Genomic DNA, 22226 nt, shown 5'->3' with positions numbered 1-22226 from the left:
TTTTAGCACAAAGCCCCGACTTTCACAAGCTGGGGCTTTGTTATTACCTAAAGATTTCCGCAAAGAATCGATGAAGATATTGCAGAAAACGATCCTGTACGCATGGTTGACGCTTTGGTTGAAAGCCTGAATCTTGAAAGTTTCAGGAAGTTATACAAAGAATGCGGCCGTAGTCCTTACCATCCCAAGATGATGCTAAAGGTTATCTTGTATGCCTATATGAACAATATATACTCCTGCCGGAAAATAGAAAAGCTTCTTCATCGTGATATCCATTACATTTGGTTAGCCGGTTATGAGAAACCGGACTTTATTACTATCAACCGTTTCCGTAACCGGGTGAAGAAGGAGATTAACGAAGTGTTTACCCAAACCGTACTTCTGCTTTCATCCAAAGGTTTCGTCAGTCTGAATGTGGAATATATTGACGGAACAAAGATTGAGTCCAAGGCCAACAAATATACTTTTGTATGGCGGAAGACTGTTGAACATAATCGTGAACGCCTGATGAAGAAAATCAGGGTTCTGTTAAGCCAAATAGATGACGTCATCGCTCAGGAAAAAGCTTCGGAAAACAACGATGGAATTGAGTTTACCCCTTCCATATTGACAGAAATGGCTGGGGAATTACGCAATGCCCTTGAACAGACTGCAGAGCCTTCCACGAAAGAGCAGAAATCAGAGCTGAAAAAGAAACACAAACAGCTGAAAGAACTGGAAGCTCACAGGGATAAGCTTCAGGAATACAACACCCATTTGGACAATCTTCAGGACCGTAACTCTTATTCCAAGACAGACAAAGAAGCCACCTTTATAAGAATGAAAGAGGATGCCATGCGTAACGGTCAGACAAAACCCGGATATAATCTTCAGATTGCTACGGAAAATCAATTCATTATCGATTATTCTCTTTTCCCGAATCCGACTGACACCTTGACGATGATTCCCTTTCTGAAGTCCTTTGCCGACAGATACGGCCAGTTGGCTCATACGGTGGTTGCTGATTCCGGTTACGGATCAGAAGAGAATTACCACTTTATGTCGGAAAACGGGATGGAAGCATACGTCAAATACAATTATTTCCACATGGAGCAGCGGCCAAGATTTAAACCGGATCCTTTTAAGGCCGAAAACTTTTTCTACAATGAAGAACAGGATTACTGCGTCTGTCCAATGGGGCAAAAGATGCAGAGGGTAGGTACCAGGCATACGAAAACCGAATCCGGATATGTAGTCGAATATGTCAGGTATAGGGCTGTCAGATGCGAAGGATGTCCGTTAAGATGTCTGTGTTTTAAAGCTAAAGGAAACAGGACGATAGAACTGAATCACCGACTCAGGATATACAAACAGAAAGCCCGGGAACTTCTCTGTTCCGAAGAAGGGTTGAAATACAGAGGGCAAAGGTGTATAGAGCCGGAAGCTGTATTTGGACAGATAAAATTCAACATGAACTACAAGCGCTTCCGTCATTTTGGGAAGGACAAGGTTCTTATGGACTTTTCCTTCCTGGCCATCGCCTTCAATATAAAAAAGATGTGTACCAAGATGAATAAAGAGGGTATAAATTGGCCAATTAAACACCTTTACGGCCTTATTACCGCTCATTTAAGCTATTGGGAACAAAATAATCGAGATTATCTTCAGAATATCGCTGCCTGAAAGAGTTAACTACGCTCTTATCGCTGATAAAGAAAAGAGGGTGAATCGCGTATTACGACACACCCTCTTTTATTTTATACCACATCTGCCCGAAAAAGCATCTAACTAAATCAGGAAAAGATAATGCGCATACTGTGCCGTTCCAGTGCACTGCCTGCTGCACTGCAAGTGCACTAACTATTGCACTGTGAGTGCACTGACTACTGCACTGTTAGTGCACCAGTTATTGCACTAACAAGGGATAACTGGGAACTGTAACCAGCCGTTAAGCCTTAGCCATCCATTACTCAGGCCGTTAGTTAGCGAGTAGGTACAGCCGCCTGCTTTGATGCGGCTGTCCTTTTCTATCAAAAAGTATTCAACCGGAGAAAATTACTGTTTCGTTACTTTTTTCCCCACTTGGCCTGACCTGTAGTAACAAAAAAGCGCAGAACTTGCAACAGTTCCACGCTTTCTTTATAATGGTTATATAAGTTTCTGATCAGAACAACTTAGCTGGATATTCACCGGCATCAACCAATGCCTTGATCTTGTCAACTACGCTTTGACGATCTTCCGGATAGGTAACGCCAAACCATTTGCTGGTAGTATCCAATACCTCTACAGTAGCAGTACCTTCGTTGATCAGTTTATCTACCATCAACGGAATAAAGAACTCGCTCTTCAGATTTTCTATGTTCTTCGGATCGCTCAGGAAAGTCTTGAAGAACTCTGCGCTATAAGCAAAGTAATCGGGAGTAAAGCCCCAGAAGTTCATGCTGACCGGAGTTGTGTCGGCTGTAGCTGTCCATTCACCGTTGTCATCAATATACTTCACTTCACCGTCAATGCGTTGGATCTTAGTACGTTCTACTACAGAAGTCAACAGATGCTTATCGTCTGTAGTACAAATACCACGTGATACAGTTCCACTCTCGCTCAGTGTGTTACCTACACGGAAACCAACCATTGAATATACATTCTTGGAACCTTCCGGCAAGTTAGCAAGGAATTTACCCATTACTTGGAAAGAATCACGTCCGTAGAAGTCGTCGCAGTTGATTACAGCAAAAGGTTCCTTAATAACGTCGGCGCCCATCATTACTGCATGGTTTGTACCCCACGGTTTCGTACGGCCTTCAGGGCAAGTAAAACCTTCGGGCAGTGCGTCCAATGACTGGAATACCAATTCACACGGAATATGATTTTCGTATTTAGACAGAATCTTATCACGGAAATCTTGTTCAAAATCCTTACGGATAACAAAAACAAGCTTGCCAAATCCGGCCTTGATTGCATCGTAGATAGAATAATCCATAATGGTTTCACCATTCGGACCCAGTCCGTCCAATTGTTTCAAGCCTCCGTAACGGCTACCCATACCAGCAGCCAGCAAAAATAAAGTTGGTTTCATATCAGTTATATTAAAAATAGGTTAGTATATCGTTTTGCATAGATAATGCGACAAAGTTAAAGAATTTTGCTGGAATAATCCAATAAAATTGCCGGAATACAACCAAAATAACCTACACCCCACAAACAGACCTACTTATTGTAACAAACTATCAGAACGGATAACCAATGGCAAAATGTACAGCCAAGCTATCGCGGAACTTCGGAATATTATAATAACCCGACTTGCCAGTGTCGTAAGGATTATGAAGTCCGACACCACAGTCGACACGGAAAACAAGGAAATCCAAATCGTAACGCAAACCGACTCCCGTGCCCAAAGCTATCTGGTTGGCAAAATCTTTCAGAGTCAGTTCACCACCGGGTCGGGAATCGTCCTTACGCATCAGCCACACGTTACCCGCATCGAGGAACAAAGCTCCGTGTAAATCACTGATAATACGGAAACGATACTCCACATTGGCTTCGAAACGGATATCACCCACATGATTGATGAACGAGTACTTATTGTCTTCATCGGGCGGATAGCCACCAGGACCGATATTACGCGCCGTAAAAGCACGTACACTGTTGGCACCACCGATATAGAACTGTTCGGTATAAGGTGCCGTAATAGCATTGCCATACGACCAAATGGCACCGGCAGCTATACGTGAAGCAATCATCTGATTTCTGTCTATTCGGAAATGATAACGAAACTCCGTATTCAACTTCAGGAATTGGGCAAAAGGTACCCCCAACAGCGTTTTATCCCTTTTACTGAAAGGTTCACCAAACATTCGGTAAATCGCAGAAGTCAGGTTACCTGCCGATGCTACGGTTGTCTGCCACCAGATGGGGTTACGTACCGAACGCAATGAAGCGTTGTCGTATGTATAAGTATACTCTATGGCCGGAATAAACTGGTCGCGCAAGCTGACATACAGAGCCGGATTTTCTGCCTGCAGATTCTGAAACGCCTCTGTAGGATTACGCAGCACATTAAAGGTTAGCCGGAAAGGTGTAAAGCTATGCTTGCTGGTAGGCTTGGGTTGAAAATCATACGTAGCGTTTCCGCCAAAAGCCAGCAATTTATAGTACTTGGCACGATTCAGCTGATCAACATACAGACGGAAAGTTGTCGTAGCCGGAAAGTCATACTCACGATCGCCCATCCGGGGAAAAACAACACGCGGAAACATCAACGACGTGGATAGGCCCATTTCGTAACTGTTCATCAGCGAAGAACGGTCTTTACCCGTCTGCCATTCGTAAGACCCGCTCAACTTCACATTCCACGTCTCGCCACCACCAAACACATTGTTCTTCGCCAACGTAAACGATGCTCCCGGACCAGTCTGGTTGTTACTTTTCATCTTTACATTGAAGTCGAACTCAGCATCGTAAGGCTTGTCGAGCATAGCCACAATCTTAACATCGAGCGTATCGGAAACAAGTGCCGTATCGCGAGGCACATATTGAATATCGGCATAACGGAAAATGCCAACGTTGGACAGACGACTCTGCACACGACTCTGGCGATAAGCACTATACAGTCCTTCGAACGAGCGGCGGCGTGTGATACCGGTACTGTCCTGCACCTGACGCTTCATGCGATAACCCTGATAGTTCGTCCATCGGTACACCATATTGGAACGAAGCTTTAACTTGTCGTGATAATAAATCTTCAGACCTTTGTACTCCACACTGTCATTGGGCATTTCTCCTTGTCTTCCCATCAGGAAAAATGATTTCCGCCCCACATAAAAAGGCCGTTCTGCCTGTTTCGACATGCCGGCAACCGGTACCATACGCATAGCCACATGCCCACCGGGCATCAGCGTAGTATCGGCCTGGTATACCAGATAATCAGGACGGAAATAATAACATCCTACGTTGCGAAGCAAATCACTGATGCGAGTACGTTCACCATCCAGATCGAGTACATTAAACTGCTCGCCCGGACTGATGAGCGACCGGCGACGGCTCGCCTCCATGATACGCAGCGTACGTTCACTGAAACCGTGATAGGTCACCGTATCAATCACATAAGGATTGCGCATGTCGACCGTATACTGCAACTTGGCCTTCAGCGAATCCTTCGGGTCGATAAAAGTCTGATAACTCACCGTACCATTGAAATAACCATAATCGCGCAACAGATTGCTCGCCGCTTTCTGACGGATATCGGGATTGACTGAGGAAAGCAATACCGGCTTGGCTGCAAACTTATTGAATATCCAGCGGCCGATGCCTTTCTCGTACTTCACAAACCCATTGTATACCCACAGGCCAAAAGGAAACGGAATACGCACGGTCGAACTACCGAAAAAGGAATTGTTCGGAGCAGTGGCAAGGGCAGCTTCAATCTCTTCCATAGCCGTCTCGCCTACCGGCGTAGTGCTGCGGTTTTCCACGATCATCGGCTTCTGTCCCGTATAGAGTATTTCTCCTTCGGGCAGATGTTTCGTTGTAGAACATGCCGACAGAAAAGCCACACCTATTATATATAATATCAGTCGTTTCATATCATTTCTCCTCATTCTTCTTGTCACTCTTCTATCAGTTTTTCGTCCTTCTTCTTATTACGCTTGAAGATGAAAAGCTCGCCCAGGCGGTCCATTTTCCGGCGAAGCACGAGGCCGACACCTGTTTCTGTAATTTCACCGTCCAGAATACTCTCGTAGTTCTTGTTGTGGAACACACGCACATAACGGGTGCCCGAAGCATCCAGACGATACTCCAGCGAGATGTTGTCGATGAACGATTCTACATCGTTGGTAGCATTGGCTCCGGTTGATACCTTGCCGCCAATCACAATTTGTACGCGGTCGTTGAAGAAGCGTTGCGAATAGCGGAAACTTACATCGGTCTGTTTCTCGCCAGTTTCGGCTGCCGTCCGGTCCTCAATGCCTACGCTGAAGCTGGCATCCATCTTCTCGAACGCCGAACCGGCAAGAGCATTGATCTGGCTCTGCAGCACACTGTTCAGTGCGGCACCCATATTCAGGCCGCCTCCTTTGCCGCCGTTCTTCATGTAGACACCCGTAGCAAGCATGGCAATGGCCTGCGTACTACGCTCCTCGGCTCCCATAGCCTGCAGTTCGTTCTCGACCGTTGCATCTTCGGGGGCTGTAATGTCGAACACCAGATCGGGCGCTTCCAAGCGGTTCTTGATAGAGATGGAAACATCGAAGCTGACCATCCTCGACCCGCCGTTATCATCGCTGGCCACCGAAGCACGTTTACGCTCTGTTGCCTTCAGGTTCAGGATAGGATTCATCAGATCGCCTCTCCACTCCACATAACTGCCATTTGTCAGCTGGAATTCTTCCAACGGAATGACAGGAAGCGAATACTTCAGTCTTCCTCCCGACAGCGTATAGCGCCCGTTCAGATTCATATCACCCATCGGGGTATATTGCAGCGTAAGGTCACCGCCGCCTTCCAGCACTACGTAATTACTGCGGTCTGGATTGAGGTCGGCCCGCAACTGCACAGAGTTGTCTATGTGAACCGATACAACCATATCCATTCCGCCCAGCGACAACGTCGGTACCTCGGCCTGCCGGACAGTGGTCGTATCGGAAAACGAAGTAAAGGTTACCAGGCCGTCCAGACGGTCCTGTACCGTCAGCGGCGAATCGGTCATGACGTATGTCACATCGGTGTTGCTCAACAGATTCATATTGCCTCGCATCACCAACGCATCCAGCGGACCGCGTACGGTGGCCATCAGGTCGACACATACCTTGCCGTACACCAGACTTTCGCGGGTGCGCGGAGCATCGAGCAATGTATAATTCTTTGCCCGCAGATTCAAGTCAGCAGTAGGCCGGTTCATATCGCGGAAATCAACATTACCGTCTATCGTGAAAGGATTGCGGCTGGTCGTATAAATGGCAAACTGATTGAACAACAACCGATTGTTTTCGAAATGTATCGGGCGGTTGTCAAACCAGAACTTTGCTCCCGCCTGACGGGCATATACCGACACACTATCCAAAGAAATGTCACCATTAAGCACAGGTGTATCCAACGAGCCTTCCAGATGCAATCCGCCGCCCACATGTCCGCTAAGCTGTACCATACGGTCGGGCACAAAAGCATTGGCTATTTGCAGAGGGAAACGTTCCAACGTAGCCATTACATCCAGCGATTCCTTCTCGCCTTTCTGAGTAAGGGTTCCGTCGGCAGTCATTACTTCCTCATCGTTCACCATCAGATAAGAGTTGAGGTAGTGTTGCCCCGTTTCACCGGGCAGCCAGGTAGCACCCAATCCCACATCGCCTACCGGCTGTTTCTCGTACGTCAGCTGCTTGATGTTTGCCTCGGCCGACAGTTGCAGGGAAGTTGCAGTCTGTACATAGTGTGCCTCGGCCGAGAACAATCCCGTTATGCGAGGCATATAAGGCATGATAGCAGTCAGCTCGCTCAGCCTGAAACGATCGAGTTCGATATTCATGTTCTGCAACGACACCGTATCGTCCCTGGCCGACTGCATACGGAAACACATGCCATCGTCGCTATCCATATCCACATTGGCGTACAGACGCATGTCCTTGTGCAGATACAGCCAGTTGGCCTCATCGGCAAAATGAAACTTACGGGAAGCGATGACAGGTTCCGACGGGGTAAGGCGGAACAATACTCCATTGCCTTTGCCATTTCCCTCTGTCAGCGGACGGGCATTAATGCCAAACAACAGTCCTGTACGGCCTTCACCATCCACAAAGTCAGCGGTCAGTTCGGCATCCTCGCTGCGTATCTCGCCCGTCAGCGTACTGCGGAATACAAACTGAGGGTTGCCGGGAGCATTGACGACACCTCCTTGCAGCTTCATGCGGGTCGTATCTTGTGCGATGGCAAAGAACAACGTATCGAGCTGCAACGAGTCGACGTGCAGTCCGTGTAGTGCTGTTCGTCCGTTGATACCTATTTCGGGAGTAAACCCAAAGCCTAAACTGAAATCATTGTAAGAAATGTTTTTCGTTGCCAGATAATAGCTGACAGGATTTTCCTTGCCTGCCGTCAGATACATGCCTGCCGATGGAAGCAACTCGCGCAGGGCAGCATGATCCAGCTTACGGTTGTCTATCTGGGCTGTCAACTCTTTCATGAAGCGATCGGACTGATCAAGCAAATGTTTCAGCGTATTCTCGGCACGGAAATTCAGCTTCAAATCGCCCGCATTCATATTCAGTTTGATGGAGTCTCGACGGGCCTCCGCTCCTACCGCAAAGGCAAAAGGACGCTTCAGAGGTTGGGGGGCGATGCCCAATTTGTGCAAATCGAGCTGAGCCACATCCATTTTCAGTTTGCCGTCCAAATAGCGACGATCGAGGCGCATATCGGCATCGGCCTGCATCTGCAACAAAGCATTGTCACTGGTCAGGCTGACCGTAGCAAGCTGAGACTTCAGCCCGGCATCCAGATGTACACCCGATACGTTCCAAGGGCCATACTGCAACCTATCCAGTGATGCCTGTACGGTAGCCTTTGTCCGATATGAAGTAAAGTCGGTTCCCTGCCCTTTGGCACGTACTTTAGCCGATAGCAGATAAAGGGAGTCTTTCGGCAGGAAGTGATGCAGTTGCAGAGAGTCTATCACCAAATCAGCTTCGTAAGTCTCGGCAGACGTATCATAAAAAGCATTCAGATCGAGAAGCCCGTGTCCTTCGTTCAGTTTCAGCTGGGCTGTATAGCGTGAGCCTTCCAGATCGAGACGTGCTCCCAAGTTCATACTGTCAGGGATGATAAAAGAACCGTCGGAAGCTGTTCCGGCCAAGTCGGCCAGAAAATTCAGGTCGTGCGTCTGCATCTCGAAGTCCAGCGTTCCTGTGCGTGTCAGGCTATCAGTCAGGTTCCACAATTCGCCCCCGCCGCTCAGCGAGAAGGCTCCCGGCAGATCGGCCGTAAAGCGTGAAATCTGCATCTGTTTCAGGTTACCTTCTGTACCGGCATGAATCACCAACGGGCGGAAGGGATAAGATTCCTTGAAACTGTCGGGCAGGCCACCGGCAAAAAGCAATACATCCTGCTTACCGATAAAGGCATTGAAGCGGGCCGACAAGCGTCCGGTAGTGGGTATATCGACCAACTCCCAATAGGTTTGCGCCGTCAGGTTCATTTCGCTGTTGGGCGTCTGCAGTTGCAGGGAAGGTACCCGTATCACAGTCGAATCTGACAAGAGGCGTCCGGTCAACGACGTAACACTCAGTCCGGAACGCTCGTTCATCGAAAATTCGCGTATCACAGCACTCATATCTCTGCCATGATACAACACCGAGTCAACTCCTATCCGTATGTCGCGCAAGGCTATGTGCGATGCGTCGAAACCTTCGGCTGGCTGAGCCGAACCGGAATCATACGTAAGTGTCGCTCCGGCAAGCTGAAAGCGGCGCCAACCATAAAGCTGACGTTCCAAATCGACAGTGGCATCTTCCAATCCCACTTCTTCAAGACGGGCAGCCAGCTGCATCGAATCGAGCGGCATATCAAGGCCGACCGATATGTTTTTCAACCGCATGGTATTCAGTTTCACCTTCCAGTTGACAGGCGTCGAAGTCGTATCGGGCACTGCCTCGATTGTGTCGGCGAGCATCACCTGCAGGTGAGTATCGGCCAGTTCCACATCGTTCAGTACGACAGTTTCGTTCATCAGGTTGATACCGTGACTTTTAAGCGAAAATTTTCCAAGTACCCCCTTGACCAGCATTCCGTCTACCAGATTGGAAGTATTGACTGTAGCCTGATTCAGCGTAATGTCGTCCACCTCGACCTGCCCACGTAGCAAAGGCCAGGCCTGCACATGCACATTCAGACTTTCCAAGGTAAGCAACGTATCAGGCTTCATCACTCCCGCCGAAACGTCAGCAGGCTGTATCACCTGCACTCCACGTACCAGCAGATTCAGTGGAAAACGCAGGTCGATACGCTCCACGGAGATGTCCATACCCGTTGATTCGGATGCAATAGACGTTATCTGCTTCCGCAGAAAATTCTGAACCGGAGGCACATAAAGCAATATCATCAGCAGAACGAACAGCAGGACCGGCGTGAGCAATATCCAGACCACCCATTTCAACCATTTCTTTTTCTTTTCCATACACAAGATACGAAGTGTTTTTTTGTAAAGGACGGCGAATCATACCTATGCCAAACTACACAAGCCGCATCCCTCCCTCACAAACATTCACAAAGTAAACAATTAATTTCGACATTTGTTGCTCTGAGGCAGAAAAGTATTTCACCTTTCACACACAAAAGGCCTCAACTGCATGCACCTTTCACAGCAACCAACTGGGGAATAGCCGTTTACGGTGAAACGTGAAACACAACAACCGTTATAGAAACGGCAGTGAAAGAAAAAACATATACACATACATCTTTGCCGGAACACCTTCCAAACATGCGTACGGCATAAAAGAAACATTGTTCTCTCCGGAACAAAAACAATACAAAATACAAGACTCTGTATTAAAGCCTTTTACAGTGCTCCCTACAACAGCCCAGCAAACCCGATATACAACACTTGCACGGCTCGCGAGCCGTACAAGTGTTGCTCGCGAGCCGTGCAAGTGTCCCACACGAGCGACACAAGTGTGGTAGAAAGGCTGCAAATACACGTATCGTAGTGTCTGCAGCCTAATCGGAAAAACAGGCAAACTTACTCGGCATTTTTCTTAAGCCACTCCAGTCTGCGCTGGTCGGGCAAGTGTTTCACCTTGAAGTGCTCGAAGGTAGCCTTGAACCCCTCGCCATCGGGACTGGCTCCCATCAGTCCGACCTGCATGGGGATATTATCCTGCATCCAGGCATTGCGCATCAGTATATATTCCTTGTCGTCGAAAGAATAAAACACTTCGACAGCATCAAGTCGTCTAACGGCCTTTATCCAGACACAATCCACCTTTTGGTCCAAAGCAATGACACTCCAGTCGGAAGTTTTGTGAGTGACTACCGTACTCAAATTGAATTTTCCGTCCACAAACTCAATACCGGCCTTGATATAGTTCTCGTGATCGATGCGCAGCATGAGGCCTGCCTGGTCAAAACGCGCTTTATAGTCTCCCGTCACCTTCACCTTGGCTTCGAACTCGCCTCCATACGTGGCGTAGTAGAAAGGCGCATCGTCCACTGTAAATCCGTAGTGCGAAATACGCCAATAGTCACTCTGAGGCGTTACAAACATGGACAATGTACGCCCCTCTATTTCCCATTCTTCCGGTTCGTTGAACCACTGCATTTTTTCCAAAGACTGTGCCATAGCCGACTGTAAAGACATTGCAACAAATAAAATTGATAATACCCGTTTTTTCATCTTGAACTTGTTTTAAAACTATTGCCAAAGGCCGATTATAGCTTTTCCGGCACTTTTCTGATCGGTCTTTGTACAAATTGATTATTTTTGCAAAAATACAGTCTCGCATCCAACTGTACAATGACTATTAATAACCATTTTGCCATGGAAATCATCCATCAGCTGAACAACGAACTACTCAAACCAGCGTCCGACGGCATGCCAGTGTGTCCCGACGAACTGAACTACTTCAAAAACATTGCCCGAAGCTACGCCTGTACCGAACAGGCCATTGCCGTACTGAGCGACATGCATACAGACACTAGCTACATTTACTATGGCAAGTTTGCGGAAACCCTCGGCCTCAAAGAAGACAACAAAACCGAACGGATTTACTCCATCTGGGAAGAAAAAATTCTCCAGCTTATCCATCCGGACGACCTGAACAGCAAATATCTGCAAGAACTCCGTTTCTTCCATTTCGTAAGGAAGCAACCCAAGGACAAGCAATCGTCCTTCTTTCTGATGAACAAGTTGCGTATGAAAAATCTCGCCGGAAACTATATCTGGGTACTGCACAGACTGTTCTACATCGCTATGTCTCCTACCAGCAACAACTTATGGCTAGCATTATGTCTGTACAACCCTCTTCTGTTCGACATATCGGCAAAAGGAATCGTAGCCAACGCCGTCAGCGGACAGACAATCGAGCTGAAAGACGACAACGGCCTCAATATCCTCTCCCGACGCGAAAGGCAAGTCCTTCAGCTGATCAGCCAGGGAAGAACAAGCAAAGACATCGCCGACGAACTGTACATAAGCATCAACACCGTGAACCGGCACCGGCAGGATATATTAAACAAACTGCAAGTGAGGAACTCCATCGAAGCCTGCAGAATAGCCAAAGAAATGAAAATTATATAGCCCCGTTTCCGGTCTGTCAGCCTGCAACAGAATTTCCGGAAGACGTCAGAATTCTTTCTTCAACTGCTCCAACACCTCATCGACCGCGGCAAGCACCTCGCCCGTGCATTGTTTCAGGTGGTCGGTGAAAGGTACATCGCGGGCAGCCTCCAACTCGCGCAAACGTACGACCAGTTCCGTCGCACCAATCAGGGTGAACAACGGTATCATCTTATGCGCTACGGCCGAAACATCTTTCAGGTTACCGTCATCAAGACCTTTCTTCAAGCGTTCTCTATTCAGCCCGGTCTCGGTAGCAAAACTTTCGAGGATGGACTTCGAAGCCTCAGCATCGTTACCCGAAAAGGCGGTCAGTGCCGAGAAGTTATAACCATGTGGTGAAGGAACGTCTGCATTCCCTGTTGCTGTTTCCGTCCGCTGCGGTATTTCCTGCCCACCCAGTTCGCCCAGCAGTTCCGACACCGTAAAGGGCTTGTGCAGGCATCCGGCAAAGCCATGCTCAACAAACTCGCTGCGCTGCATGTCGCTACGGGCCGTGACGGCTATTACCGGAATCTCTTTTGCCTGAGGAATATTGGAAGCGCGCAACAACTTTAGCAGGTCGAATCCGCTGATGGCCGGCATCTGTACATCCGTCAGCAACACATCGAACTGTTCCGTGCGAAGAGCGTCGAGCAGTTCGTCTAATTGCAGACACGACACAGACCCGATGCCGCTTTGCGACAACATGGCTGCAGTCAGCGTCAGCTGGATGCGGTCGTCATCAATCAGCAACACTCTCTTCAATGCCAGACTTTCCGGTTCCGGCTGTCTCACTTCTTCTGCAACGAGTACATCTGTTTCTTGCTTTTCGGGTAACGCCTGTTTCTTGCCGTCAGCCTCGCTCTTGTTCACTGGGAAGATGGGGATGCGAACCGTGAACGTACTGCCCTTGCCGGGAACACTATCCACATCGATACTACCTTCGAGCAGCTGCACCAGCATGCGAACTATGGAAAGTCCCAAACCGAACCCTTCTTTCCCCTGTGCACTAGGCAAGCGGGTAAACTCCTGGAAGATGCGTTCGCGATCGGCCGGTTCCATGCCCTTTCCGGTGTCGGATACGGCTACTACCAAACGACGGTTCTCATAACGTGCCGTCAGCGTAATGCCTCCCTTGTCGGTGAACTTGACCGCATTCGACAGCAGGTTGGTGATGATCTGCCGCAGGCGCAGGGGATCGCAAATATACGTGCCGTTCAACTCGTCCGAAATCTCACGGCTCAGGGTCAGCCCTTTTTCTGCCGTCAATGGTTCAAAGCTGACATAGATTTCTTCTAATAAATGGGCGGGATGGAAGGTCACACGATGAACCTCGGCTTTATGCAGATCAAGACGATGAAAATCGAGCAGATCGACTACCAACTTCAGCAGATGTTCCGACGAAGTCTTCATATTATCCAGATAGAAACGCTGACGTTCGTCCACCGTAAGCCTTGACAACAGATCAGCATACCCCATGATGGAGCCTAAAGGTGCCTTGAAGTCGTGCGTAATGGCCAGCATCAGCTTCTCGCGCGTCACCAACAGGTCTTCGGCACGGCGACGGGCTACCTCCAGTTCTCGTTTATAACGGTTACTGCGCGCCACGTCGCGCCCTATCAGCACCAGGAAGAAAGCTGCCAGCAATACAGCCCCCACAGCCACTCCGGCAATGGTACGCGCCGAACGCTGACGAACCTCCTGCTGATATTCGGCCTCAGTACGGGCACGTTGAAGCGTTTCTTCCTCGTAATTCTTCAACAAGCTGTCGATTCGTGCCGAAAGCATGTGGTCCATTCGTTTCAGATTATAATTGCGTCGCCGCACGATAACGCTATCGGCACGCTTCTTCTCGGTAATTTCACGTAATTTGGCCTGTAAAGAATCTGTCGGATTGTAGACATCGATCACCGTATCGACGGCAAACTCCAGCGATGTCTTCACTTGGATGGCAGTATCCTTCTTAGGAGGCGAAAACACTTCGCCCAACCTCTTGAAAAAGCCTTTCTTCTTAGGCCGTGTCACCATCGTGTCACGATGCGTAATGACCCGCCGTTGCACGCGCTGCTGCACGACGACCGAGTCGATCCGCTCGGCAATAATATGTTCGATATCGCTGGTCGAGAGCATCTTTTCATTCATCTCGCTCAGCGTACGCAGCATCCGGATGGTATTCTCGTCCTTCTCTTTGAGCAACACCAGCAGACTGTCGGCCCACTGCATGTCTTTACCCTCGGACTGGGTGAGCTTCTCGACCTCTCTGTGCACAAAGAACAAGGCCGACAGCAGCACCACCAGCAACAGGGCATAGCCCAAAATGATCTTCAGTTTCGAAACGCTGTTCATAAGTATCTACTATTTTTTGTTCTTTATGCCCAATCAGAGATTGAAAAGACATTCTTCAGTTCTTCTTGTACGTATCCCAGCGGAAACGGAGCCACAGCATCAGGCCGGCACTGGTCAGGCCGAAGGGGAATGCCATCCAGACTCCCGTTACACCCAGATTCAACACGAATCCACAAAAATATCCTACAGGCAAAGATATGACAAAATAGGCGATAAACGCTATCAGCATCATCGGCTTTACGTCCGAAATACCACGCAAGGCATTCGCGAAGTTAATCTGCAGACCGTCGCCAAACTGATAGATAAGGAACGGGAAGAACAGAGCCGACACCATGGCCGACACCTCGGCACTGTCCGTAAACCATCCGCCCACCCGGCTACGGCAGGCAAAGACAATGCTAAGCAAAACGACCTCCATAAACAGAATCAGATGAAAACCGGCATAAGCCACCCGGCGCACATTGGGCGTATCGCCCTGCCCGTGGAAATTGCTGACACGTACCGCTACCGCTGCTCCCATACCATAGAACATCATAAACGTGAATTGCGAAATGGTAAGCATAATCTGATGTGCAGCCAGTGCCATCGTACCCAGCCAACCCACCATCACCGTACTAAGACTGAACGAAGCAGTCTCCATACCCATCTGCAAGCCTACAGGCCAACCCAGCGCATTGAGCCGGCGGAATACGGCAGCCGACCAACCCAACCGCCACAGTCCTACCCTGTAGCGGGCAAAGCGGCGGCTGCGCCATACGATAAGGGCAAATGCTACCACCATCACAATGCGCGAAAACAGCGTACTCAGCCCCGCTCCCAGTAATCCTAGCTCGGGCAGTCCCAATTTACCGTTGATCAGAATGTAATTGCCTGCAATGTTCAACGCGTTGCCGCCCAGAAGCAGCCACATAGCTGTCTTTGTATCGGTAATACCGTCGGTAAACTGTTTGAAGCCGTTGAACAACAGAACAAAAAGCAGCGAAGCAAGCAACACCAGATAGTAAGGACGGATAAGCGGCAAAAGCTCTTCGGGCTGTCCTAAACGCCCGATATTGAAATAGAGTCCCCCCATAATCAGCGTCAGCAGTACGGCTACCAGCGCATTGGCCACCAGACTGCACAGCAAAGCCTGACCGGCTTCGGGGAAACGACGGTTACCGTAAAGCGCACCCACCACAGGCGTCAGTCCGTAACTGAAACCGGTACTGAAAATGATGCATAAGTTGAAAAGATTGTTCACGAACGAAGCCGCCCCCAGTTCCTCTGTACTGTGGTGGCCTATCATCAACGTATCGGCAAATCCCAATATGATTACGCCCAATTGTCCCACCACGATGGGAAAACCTAAACGGACAAGGGCACGGTAATGACCACCGTAGGTCTGCATCCAATGTTTCATTGGTTATCTCTTTTTAGAATAAAAGTTCTTTAAGTTTCGCAAGCACATAAAAGATTGCGCAAGCCTATCCCTTCCGATAATGCAGCACCGAACAGTTTTCCTGCCGAAAAGCCTGACGTGCCACAGCCTGCAACTGTCCGGAAGTCACCGCACGATAACGCTCCACCGTCCGGTTGATGTCCTCGGCCTGTCCAGTCAGCTCGTACCAGGCCAGGTTGGTAGCTACATTCAAGTAATTGATATTCCCGAATATCTGGGTAGACTCGAACTTGTTCTTCACCTTCTCCAACTCAGCAGCTTCTACGGGCTGTTGCTGCAACTGTTCCAGTTCCTTGCGTACAGCCGCCTCGGCCTGCTCAAGTGACACACCCGCAGCAGGTTTTCCGCTGATATGAAACAATCCGGCATCGCGCGACCCACTGATATAAGCATCGATACTGGAAAACAAGTTCTGCTCCTGCACAAGATGCCGGATCAGACGGCTCGAACGCCCGTTGCTGAGGATATCCGAAAGGATGTCGAAAGCATAGTAGTCGGCATCGTCCCGACTGCACATGTGATAGACCATGAACAAAGCATCCAACGGTACATTGCGTTCTACCGTTAGTCTGCGTTCCGCCTGTTGTTCGGGTTCGGCGGGCAGATGTCTTTCCGGTACATGACGATAAGGGACAGGAGCAAACCACTTTTCGGTAAGCCGTAGAGTTTCTTCCCACGAGATGTTGCCCGTCACGGCAAGTACGGCATTGTTGGGTGCATAATACCGGTAAAAGAAGTCTTCCACTTCCTGCAGCGTTGCCTGTGCAATGTGCGAAAGCTCCTTACCGATAGTGGGCCAGCGATACGGATGTACCTGATAGGCCAACGGACGCAGCAGATGTCCCACGTCGCCATAAGGCTGATTGAGACAACGCTGCTTGAATTCCTCCATCACCACCTCGCGCTGTACCTCCAGACTGTGCTCGCTAAAGGCCAGTCCCAGCATACGGTCGGATTCCAGCCAGAAGCCGGTTTCCACATTGGCTTTGGGCACCGTGAGGTAGTAATTAGTAATGTCGTTGTTGGTCCATGCATTGTTCTCGCCGCCGGCCAGCTGAAGCGGAGTATCGTAATCGGGGATATTCACCGATCCACCAAACATCAGGTGTTCAAACAAATGCGCGAAGCCTGTATGCTGCGGATGCTCGTCGCGCGCACCCACATCATAGACGATATTCAGCGCAACCATCTGCGTACTGGCATCTTCGTAATGCACCAGCCGCAGACCATTGTCCAACGTATGTCTGTTGATCTTGAACATTCCCCTTTTCCCGCTTTATACTTATTCCAATACTTCCACTTTGATAATCTTCACATCTTCTTCGGGACGGTCGTTGCGGTCGGTTTTCACCTTCTGGATTTTGTCTACTACATCCATGCCTTCCAGCACTTCACCGAACACGGTATATTCACCGTCCAGGTGGGGTGTACCTCCTACGGTTGTGTAAGCCTTTACCTGCTCGGGCGTAAAACGGAACTCGGGCATTTTGGCAACCTCGGCTTCAGCCTGTGCAATCAAGGTATCCTGTAAGTTCATCAAGCCTTCGTGGTCGCCGCTCTTACGGAGCTTATAGATTTCCTTCATGTGCTTTTGTGCCAAGGCGTTGAATGCATTGTTCAAGCGCATCTGTCCCATCTGCTGTTCCATGCTCAGCAAAGCCGAGTCACTGTATACCTTACCCGTAACGATATAGAACTGACAACCCGACGAAGCTTTCTGCGGATTCACGTTATCACCCTGACGGGCAGCCGACAAAGCACCTTTTTTATGGAAATATTTGGGATAGACAAACTCGGCAGGAATCGTGTAGCCAACATCGCCCGAACCCAGCATTTTACCTTTCGGCGCATTCTTCGATTCCGGATCGCCGGCCTGTATCATAAAGTCCTTAATGACACGATGAAAAAGAGTCCCTTCGTAAGTTCCGTTCTCGGCCAGCTTGATAAAATTATCACGATGTTGCGGAGTCTCATTATAGAGCTTCACCACAATGTCACCGGCACTTGTTTCAATCTTCAACTTTGTTTCTGTTTCCATACTTCTGTTCTTCTTGTTTCCCGGCCCGCAAGCGGTCAGCCCGCCAACCAGTAATATTAATAATAGTATAAAATACCTTTTCATCTTACTTTTTGTTTAAATTAAGTTTGCAAATATACGACTTTCGGGCAAAACGTCTTACCTTTGTACTTTAAAAGAAGTAAAACAGAAGGCTATGAAGTCAATATTGATCGTAGAAGATGATATCACTTACGGCATGATGCTGAAAACATGGCTCGGAAAGAAAGGATTCCAGGTCAGTTCGGCCAGCAGCATTGCCCGTGCACAAAAACTCATCGGTGAGTCGGAATGCATCGACCTGATATTGTCCGATTTGCGACTTCCCGACCGCGACGGCATAGACTTGCTGAAATGGCTGGGTGAAAAAGGCCAGTCCATTCCCCTGATTATTATGACCGGATATGCCGACATCCAGTCGGCCGTACAGGCGATGAAATTAGGTGCATGCGACTACGTGGCCAAACCTATCAATCCGGACGAACTGCTGAAGAAAATAAACGAAGCACTCAGTACACCGGCTGCCCCCACCCATCACCCCGTAACTACCAAAGAGAAGAAAGAACATCCAGCCAACCGGACAGAGCATTCGGCCTTCCATACTGATTTTTTGGAAGGAGAAAGCGATGCGGCCAAGCAACTGTACACTTATGTGAAACTGGTTGCACCCACCAACATGTCCGTACTTATCAATGGGGCAAGCGGAACAGGTAAAGAATACGTAGCCCACCGCATTCACCAGCTCAGCAAGCGGGCCGATCAACCGTTTGTGGCCATCGACTGCGGCTCCATACCCAAGGAGCTTGCTGCCTCCGAGTTTTTCGGCCACGTGAAAGGCGCTTTTACCGGCGCACTGACCGACAAGACCGGAGCTTTTGTTGCAGCCAATGGCGGAACCATCTTTTTGGACGAAGTTGGTAATCTGAGCTACGAAGTTCAGATTCAGCTGTTGCGTGCATTGCAAGAGCGCAAAATCCGTCCCGTAGGTTCGAACAAGGAAATCAACGTAGATGTCCGTCTGGTGACAGCTACCAACGAAAATCTGGAACAGGCCATCGAAAAAGGCTCTTTCCGTGAAGACCTGTATCACCGCATCAACGAATTCACCCTGCGCATGCCACAGCTGAAAGAACGCCGCGAAGACATCCTGCTCTTCGCTAACTTCTTTCTGGATCAGGCCAACCGCGAGATGGACAAACAGCTCATCGGCTTCGACGAAAAGGCCTCGAAAGCCCTGTTGGACTATCACTGGCCGGGCAACCTGCGCCAGATGAAGAACATTGTGCGCCGCGCCACCCTGCTGGCACAGGGAAAATTCATCACTCTGAACGAACTGAGCGAACTGAAGGAAATAAAAGAGCAGGCTGCCCCCATACCGAACATGGCCCTGCGCAACGAAGAGACTGAAAAACAGCAAATCATCCATGCCCTGCAACAGACTGGCAACAACAAGAGCCGTGCGGCACAACTGTTGGGCATTGATAGAAAAACACTCTACAACAAGCTGAAACTTTATAATATCACAGATTAAAAAAGTGTGGACTTATTCCACACTTTTTCCACAATTCCACACTTTTTCCACACTGGGATTTTTTCGCCTATTTACCCTTTTCATCTAAGGATCAGCCAATTATAGAAGATTCTTGAATCTGGCACGTATTTTGAGATTAAAATAATGTAGTGAGATGTATACACCCATCCACAACTACAGCAAAACAGGAAAAGAGTAAGCCCAAACCTAAATTATAGAATCTAAAAAAAGCAAATGAATTTATGAGATTATGACAAAGTATTAGTAGCAGCCCTGTTTATGTTTGTTTGTGGTGGTGCGTCTCTGGCCAGTCGTGGCCAGGGGCGCCCAAAACCAAGCATCAAACGAAGGTCGCCGAATAATAGTAAGCACACTGCTATATAAAAGCCGTTCCCTCCTTGTCTATTCTGGGGAACGGCTTTTATATTTTTCATCCGACCGGCGCATCATCAGCTACCGGAAATGACAATCAGATATCTGCCGGAAAGGCATGCCACAAATTACTATCAGGAACAGGCGCTACCACCTCAATGAGTTCTTTCGAAACCGGATGTACAAAACGGACCCGACGTGCATGCAGGCAAATGCTTCCATCGGGATTGGAACGCGGAAAGCCATACTTCAAGTCACCACGGATGGGACAGCCCATCTTAGCCAACTGGCAACGAATCTGATGATGGCGTCCGGTCTTCAGATCGACTTCAAGCAGACAGTAATTGTCCGAACGCCCTATCAGGCGATAGTGCAGAATAGCTTTCTTGCTGCCGGGTTTCTCTGAATCGTAAGCATAGCTCTTGTTCTGCTTCTCGTTGCGCACCAAGTAATGCACCAGTTCGCCCTCCGGCTCAGGGGGCATGTTCTTCACAATGGCCCAATAAGTTTTCTTCACCTCGCCGACTCTGAACATCTCATTCAGACGTCCAAGCGCCTTACTGGTCTTGGCAAAAACAACAAGACCGCTCACGGGGCGGTCCAGGCGGTGGGTCACACCGATAAAGACGTTGCCGGGTTTCTGATACTTTTCCTTCAGATACTGTTTGACAATCTCCGAAAGCGGCGTATCGCCGGTCTTGTCTCCCTGAACAATCTCGGAAGCGGTCTTATTGACTATAATGATATGATTGTCTTCGTACAGGACAGTCATAGGCACTGATTACATATTCATACCACCATCTACCTGAATCACCTGACCGGATACATAAGATGACATATCAGAAGCCAGGAAGGTAGCAATGTTAGCCACGTCTTCGGGCGTACCGCCACGACGCAAAGGAATCTTCTTGCACCATTCAGCCTTCACCTCGTCAGACAGGGCATCGGTCATAGCTGTCATGATAAAGCCCGGAGCGATGGCATTGGCACGGATACCGCGCGAACCGAGTTCCTGTGCGATAGACTTGGCCAAAGCAATCATACCTGCCTTCGAAGCAGAATAGTTAGCCTGTCCGGCATTACCGTGAACACCTACTACAGAAGCCATGTTGATGATGCTACCGGCTTTCTGACGCATCATAATCGGAGTACATGCATGGATAAAGTTGAACGCCGACTTCAGGTTGACGTTGATTACCATATCCCATTGTTGTTCGCTCATACGCATCATCAAACCGTCGCGAGTGATACCTGCATTGTTAACCAGAATATCAATGCGGCCAAAATCGGCATGTACGGTCTCAACAACCTTAGCTGTATCTTCGAAGCTGGCTGCATTCGAAGCATATCCTTTGGCCTTTACACCCAACGCTTCAATTTCTTTAACTGTAGCTTCGGCATTTTCATCGATCACCAGGTCGGTGAAAGCGATATTGGCTCCTTCTTGAGCAAACTTCAGAGCGATAGCCTTACCGATGCCACGAGCGGCGCCGGTGATAAGGGCTGTTTTTCCATTTAATAATCCCATAATTGTAATTGATTTATGAATGATTGATAATTATACTTTCTTTCCCAAGGCACCCAATACCAGACGTGTCACATAACGGTCACGCGTATCATCGTCCAGATTGGCACCGACATGCCCCCGAATATAAGGTGCCTCAATACCCTTTATACTGTAATGCATGATTTCGGCTGTCATGTCCAAATCGTCGATATCGAACACGCCTTTCTCCATTCCTTCGCGCAAGACATCCCTGAAAATCAATATTTCGTTGGCATCGAAGCGCTTACGGACTTTCTCAACCCGCCATATATCGCGGAAGAAATTGGCACGCAACGTACCGTTACGGTAAACCACCTCTTTCACCGCATCCAGATGGGTATAAATCATTTCCATCAGTTTCAGATCGGGCGAAATATCCTTCTCGACTACGCGTTTCATCATGTCCGAAAGGATATCGAGTTCCGACTCGACAACAGCCATGTAGATGTCTTCCTTACTTTTAAAATAGGTATACAGCGTACGTCGGCCTTTCTTGGAAGCGAGGGCGATATCATTCATCGTGGTATTCTCCACCCCCATCTTTGCAAATAGCTGACGAGCTACATCCACTAACTTGGCTTTTGTCTTCGATACGGTCATAGGTTAATTGCACATTGCTTAATAATTTGAGCAAAAGTAAGACTTTTCCGCATATAT

At 48.7% G+C, this 22226-nt stretch carries 14 protein-coding genes; 3 read left to right on the top strand and 11 right to left on the bottom strand.

Features of this window, described 5'->3' with window-relative positions:
- Nucleotides 1-66 precede the first annotated feature (66 nt).
- Nucleotides 67-1662 (top strand): IS1182 family transposase, encoded by a 1596-nt coding sequence (locus BQ5591_RS05240; RefSeq protein WP_071148671.1) that lies wholly within the window; start codon nucleotides 67-69, stop codon nucleotides 1660-1662.
- 481 nt (nucleotides 1663-2143) lie between these two features.
- Here BQ5591_RS05240 and BQ5591_RS05235 read toward each other — a convergent pair whose 3' ends face one another.
- From BQ5591_RS05235 to BQ5591_RS05220, 4 genes are all read right to left on the bottom strand, one after another.
- Nucleotides 2144-3055, bottom strand: a complete 912-nt coding sequence (locus tag BQ5591_RS05235; RefSeq protein ID WP_071148670.1) for a glycosyltransferase family protein — start codon at nucleotides 3053-3055, stop codon at nucleotides 2144-2146.
- A 151-nt stretch (nucleotides 3056-3206) separates the two neighbouring features.
- Nucleotides 3207-5561 carry a translocation and assembly module lipoprotein TamL gene (tamL, locus tag BQ5591_RS05230; RefSeq protein ID WP_071148669.1) on the bottom strand — a complete coding sequence of 785 codons (2355 nt, stop codon included), beginning with the start codon at nucleotides 5559-5561 and terminating at the stop codon, nucleotides 3207-3209.
- Nucleotides 5562-5584: 23 nt separating this feature from the next.
- A complete protein-coding gene (locus BQ5591_RS05225) occupies nucleotides 5585-10141 on the bottom strand; it encodes a translocation/assembly module TamB domain-containing protein (protein ID WP_071148668.1) in 4557 nt (1518 codons plus the stop codon).
- A gap of 561 nt (nucleotides 10142-10702) precedes the next feature.
- Nucleotides 10703-11356 (bottom strand): DUF1349 domain-containing protein, encoded by a 654-nt coding sequence (locus BQ5591_RS05220; RefSeq protein WP_022162871.1) that lies wholly within the window; start codon nucleotides 11354-11356, stop codon nucleotides 10703-10705.
- A 120-nt stretch (nucleotides 11357-11476) separates the two neighbouring features.
- On the opposite strand from BQ5591_RS05220, the gene BQ5591_RS05215 reads away from it, so the two are divergent.
- Nucleotides 11477-12259, top strand: a complete 783-nt coding sequence (locus BQ5591_RS05215) for a response regulator transcription factor (RefSeq protein ID WP_235817044.1) — start codon at nucleotides 11477-11479, stop codon at nucleotides 12257-12259.
- 45 nt (nucleotides 12260-12304) lie between these two features.
- On the opposite strand, the gene BQ5591_RS05210 is transcribed toward BQ5591_RS05215, so the two are convergent.
- The 4 genes from BQ5591_RS05210 to BQ5591_RS05195 form a co-directional block, all read right to left on the bottom strand.
- Entirely contained in the window at nucleotides 12305-14626 is a 2322-nt protein-coding gene (locus BQ5591_RS05210; RefSeq protein ID WP_071148667.1) for a hybrid sensor histidine kinase/response regulator, read from the bottom strand.
- Nucleotides 14627-14681: 55 nt separating this feature from the next.
- Nucleotides 14682-16025 (bottom strand): MATE family efflux transporter, encoded by a 1344-nt coding sequence (locus tag BQ5591_RS05205; RefSeq protein ID WP_071148666.1) that lies wholly within the window; start codon nucleotides 16023-16025, stop codon nucleotides 14682-14684.
- A 64-nt stretch (nucleotides 16026-16089) separates the two neighbouring features.
- On the bottom strand, nucleotides 16090-17325 hold the full coding sequence (locus BQ5591_RS05200) for a M16 family metallopeptidase (RefSeq protein WP_071148665.1): 1236 nt from the start codon (nucleotides 17323-17325) through the stop codon (nucleotides 16090-16092).
- A 21-nt stretch (nucleotides 17326-17346) separates the two neighbouring features.
- The gene (locus BQ5591_RS05195) at nucleotides 17347-18186 is read right to left on the bottom strand and encodes a peptidylprolyl isomerase (protein WP_071148664.1); all 840 of its coding nucleotides are present in this window, start codon (nucleotides 18184-18186) and stop codon (nucleotides 17347-17349) included.
- 91 nt (nucleotides 18187-18277) lie between these two features.
- Here BQ5591_RS05195 and BQ5591_RS05190 point away from each other — a divergent pair, with 91 nt between their 5' ends.
- Nucleotides 18278-19651, top strand: coding sequence for a sigma-54-dependent transcriptional regulator (locus BQ5591_RS05190; protein ID WP_071148663.1), 1374 nt, complete (start codon nucleotides 18278-18280; stop codon nucleotides 19649-19651).
- 469 nt (nucleotides 19652-20120) lie between these two features.
- On the opposite strand, the gene BQ5591_RS05185 is transcribed toward BQ5591_RS05190, so the two are convergent.
- Genes BQ5591_RS05185 through BQ5591_RS05175 form a run of 3 tightly spaced genes read right to left on the bottom strand, consistent with a single transcriptional unit; the run spans nucleotide 20121 to nucleotide 22169 of the window.
- Nucleotides 20121-20795, bottom strand: coding sequence for an RluA family pseudouridine synthase (locus tag BQ5591_RS05185; RefSeq protein ID WP_022162880.1), 675 nt, complete (start codon nucleotides 20793-20795; stop codon nucleotides 20121-20123).
- 9 nt (nucleotides 20796-20804) lie between these two features.
- Entirely contained in the window at nucleotides 20805-21551 is a 747-nt protein-coding gene (gene fabG / locus BQ5591_RS05180) for a 3-oxoacyl-[acyl-carrier-protein] reductase (RefSeq protein ID WP_022162881.1), read from the bottom strand.
- A gap of 30 nt (nucleotides 21552-21581) precedes the next feature.
- Nucleotides 21582-22169 (bottom strand): TetR/AcrR family transcriptional regulator, encoded by a 588-nt coding sequence (locus BQ5591_RS05175; protein ID WP_022162882.1) that lies wholly within the window; start codon nucleotides 22167-22169, stop codon nucleotides 21582-21584.
- Nucleotides 22170-22226 lie beyond the last annotated feature (57 nt).

It is taken from the genome of Bacteroides ndongoniae (genome assembly GCF_900108345.1).
Taxonomy (GTDB): domain Bacteria; phylum Bacteroidota; class Bacteroidia; order Bacteroidales; family Bacteroidaceae; genus Bacteroides; species Bacteroides ndongoniae.
The sequence above is the reverse complement of the archived record's forward strand: the minus strand, read 5'-3'. Positions and strand labels throughout refer to the sequence as shown.

Bases quoted from the DNA above. Each gene is read 5' to 3' on its own strand.
- BQ5591_RS05200 (WP_071148665.1), bottom strand. From the start codon at position 17,325: ATGTTCAAGATCAACAGACATACGTTGGACAATGGTCTGCGGCTGGTG.
- BQ5591_RS05190 (WP_071148663.1), top strand. From the start codon at position 18,278: ATGAAGTCAATATTGATCGTAGAAGATGATATCACTTACGGCATGATG.
- BQ5591_RS05195 (WP_071148664.1), bottom strand. From the start codon at position 18,186: ATGAAAAGGTATTTTATACTATTATTAATATTACTGGTTGGCGGGCTG.
- BQ5591_RS05225 (WP_071148668.1), bottom strand. From the start codon at position 10,141: ATGGAAAAGAAAAAGAAATGGTTGAAATGGGTGGTCTGGATATTGCTC.
- BQ5591_RS05215 (WP_235817044.1), top strand. From the start codon at position 11,477: ATGACTATTAATAACCATTTTGCCATGGAAATCATCCATCAGCTGAAC.
- fabG (WP_022162881.1), bottom strand. From the start codon at position 21,551: ATGGGATTATTAAATGGAAAAACAGCCCTTATCACCGGCGCCGCTCGT.
- BQ5591_RS05220 (WP_022162871.1), bottom strand. From the start codon at position 11,356: ATGAAAAAACGGGTATTATCAATTTTATTTGTTGCAATGTCTTTACAG.
- BQ5591_RS05175 (WP_022162882.1), bottom strand. From the start codon at position 22,169: ATGACCGTATCGAAGACAAAAGCCAAGTTAGTGGATGTAGCTCGTCAG.
- BQ5591_RS05235 (WP_071148670.1), bottom strand. From the start codon at position 3,055: ATGAAACCAACTTTATTTTTGCTGGCTGCTGGTATGGGTAGCCGTTAC.
- BQ5591_RS05185 (WP_022162880.1), bottom strand. From the start codon at position 20,795: ATGACTGTCCTGTACGAAGACAATCATATCATTATAGTCAATAAGACC.
- BQ5591_RS05210 (WP_071148667.1), bottom strand. From the start codon at position 14,626: ATGAACAGCGTTTCGAAACTGAAGATCATTTTGGGCTATGCCCTGTTG.
- tamL (WP_071148669.1), bottom strand. From the start codon at position 5,561: ATGAAACGACTGATATTATATATAATAGGTGTGGCTTTTCTGTCGGCA.
- BQ5591_RS05205 (WP_071148666.1), bottom strand. From the start codon at position 16,025: ATGAAACATTGGATGCAGACCTACGGTGGTCATTACCGTGCCCTTGTC.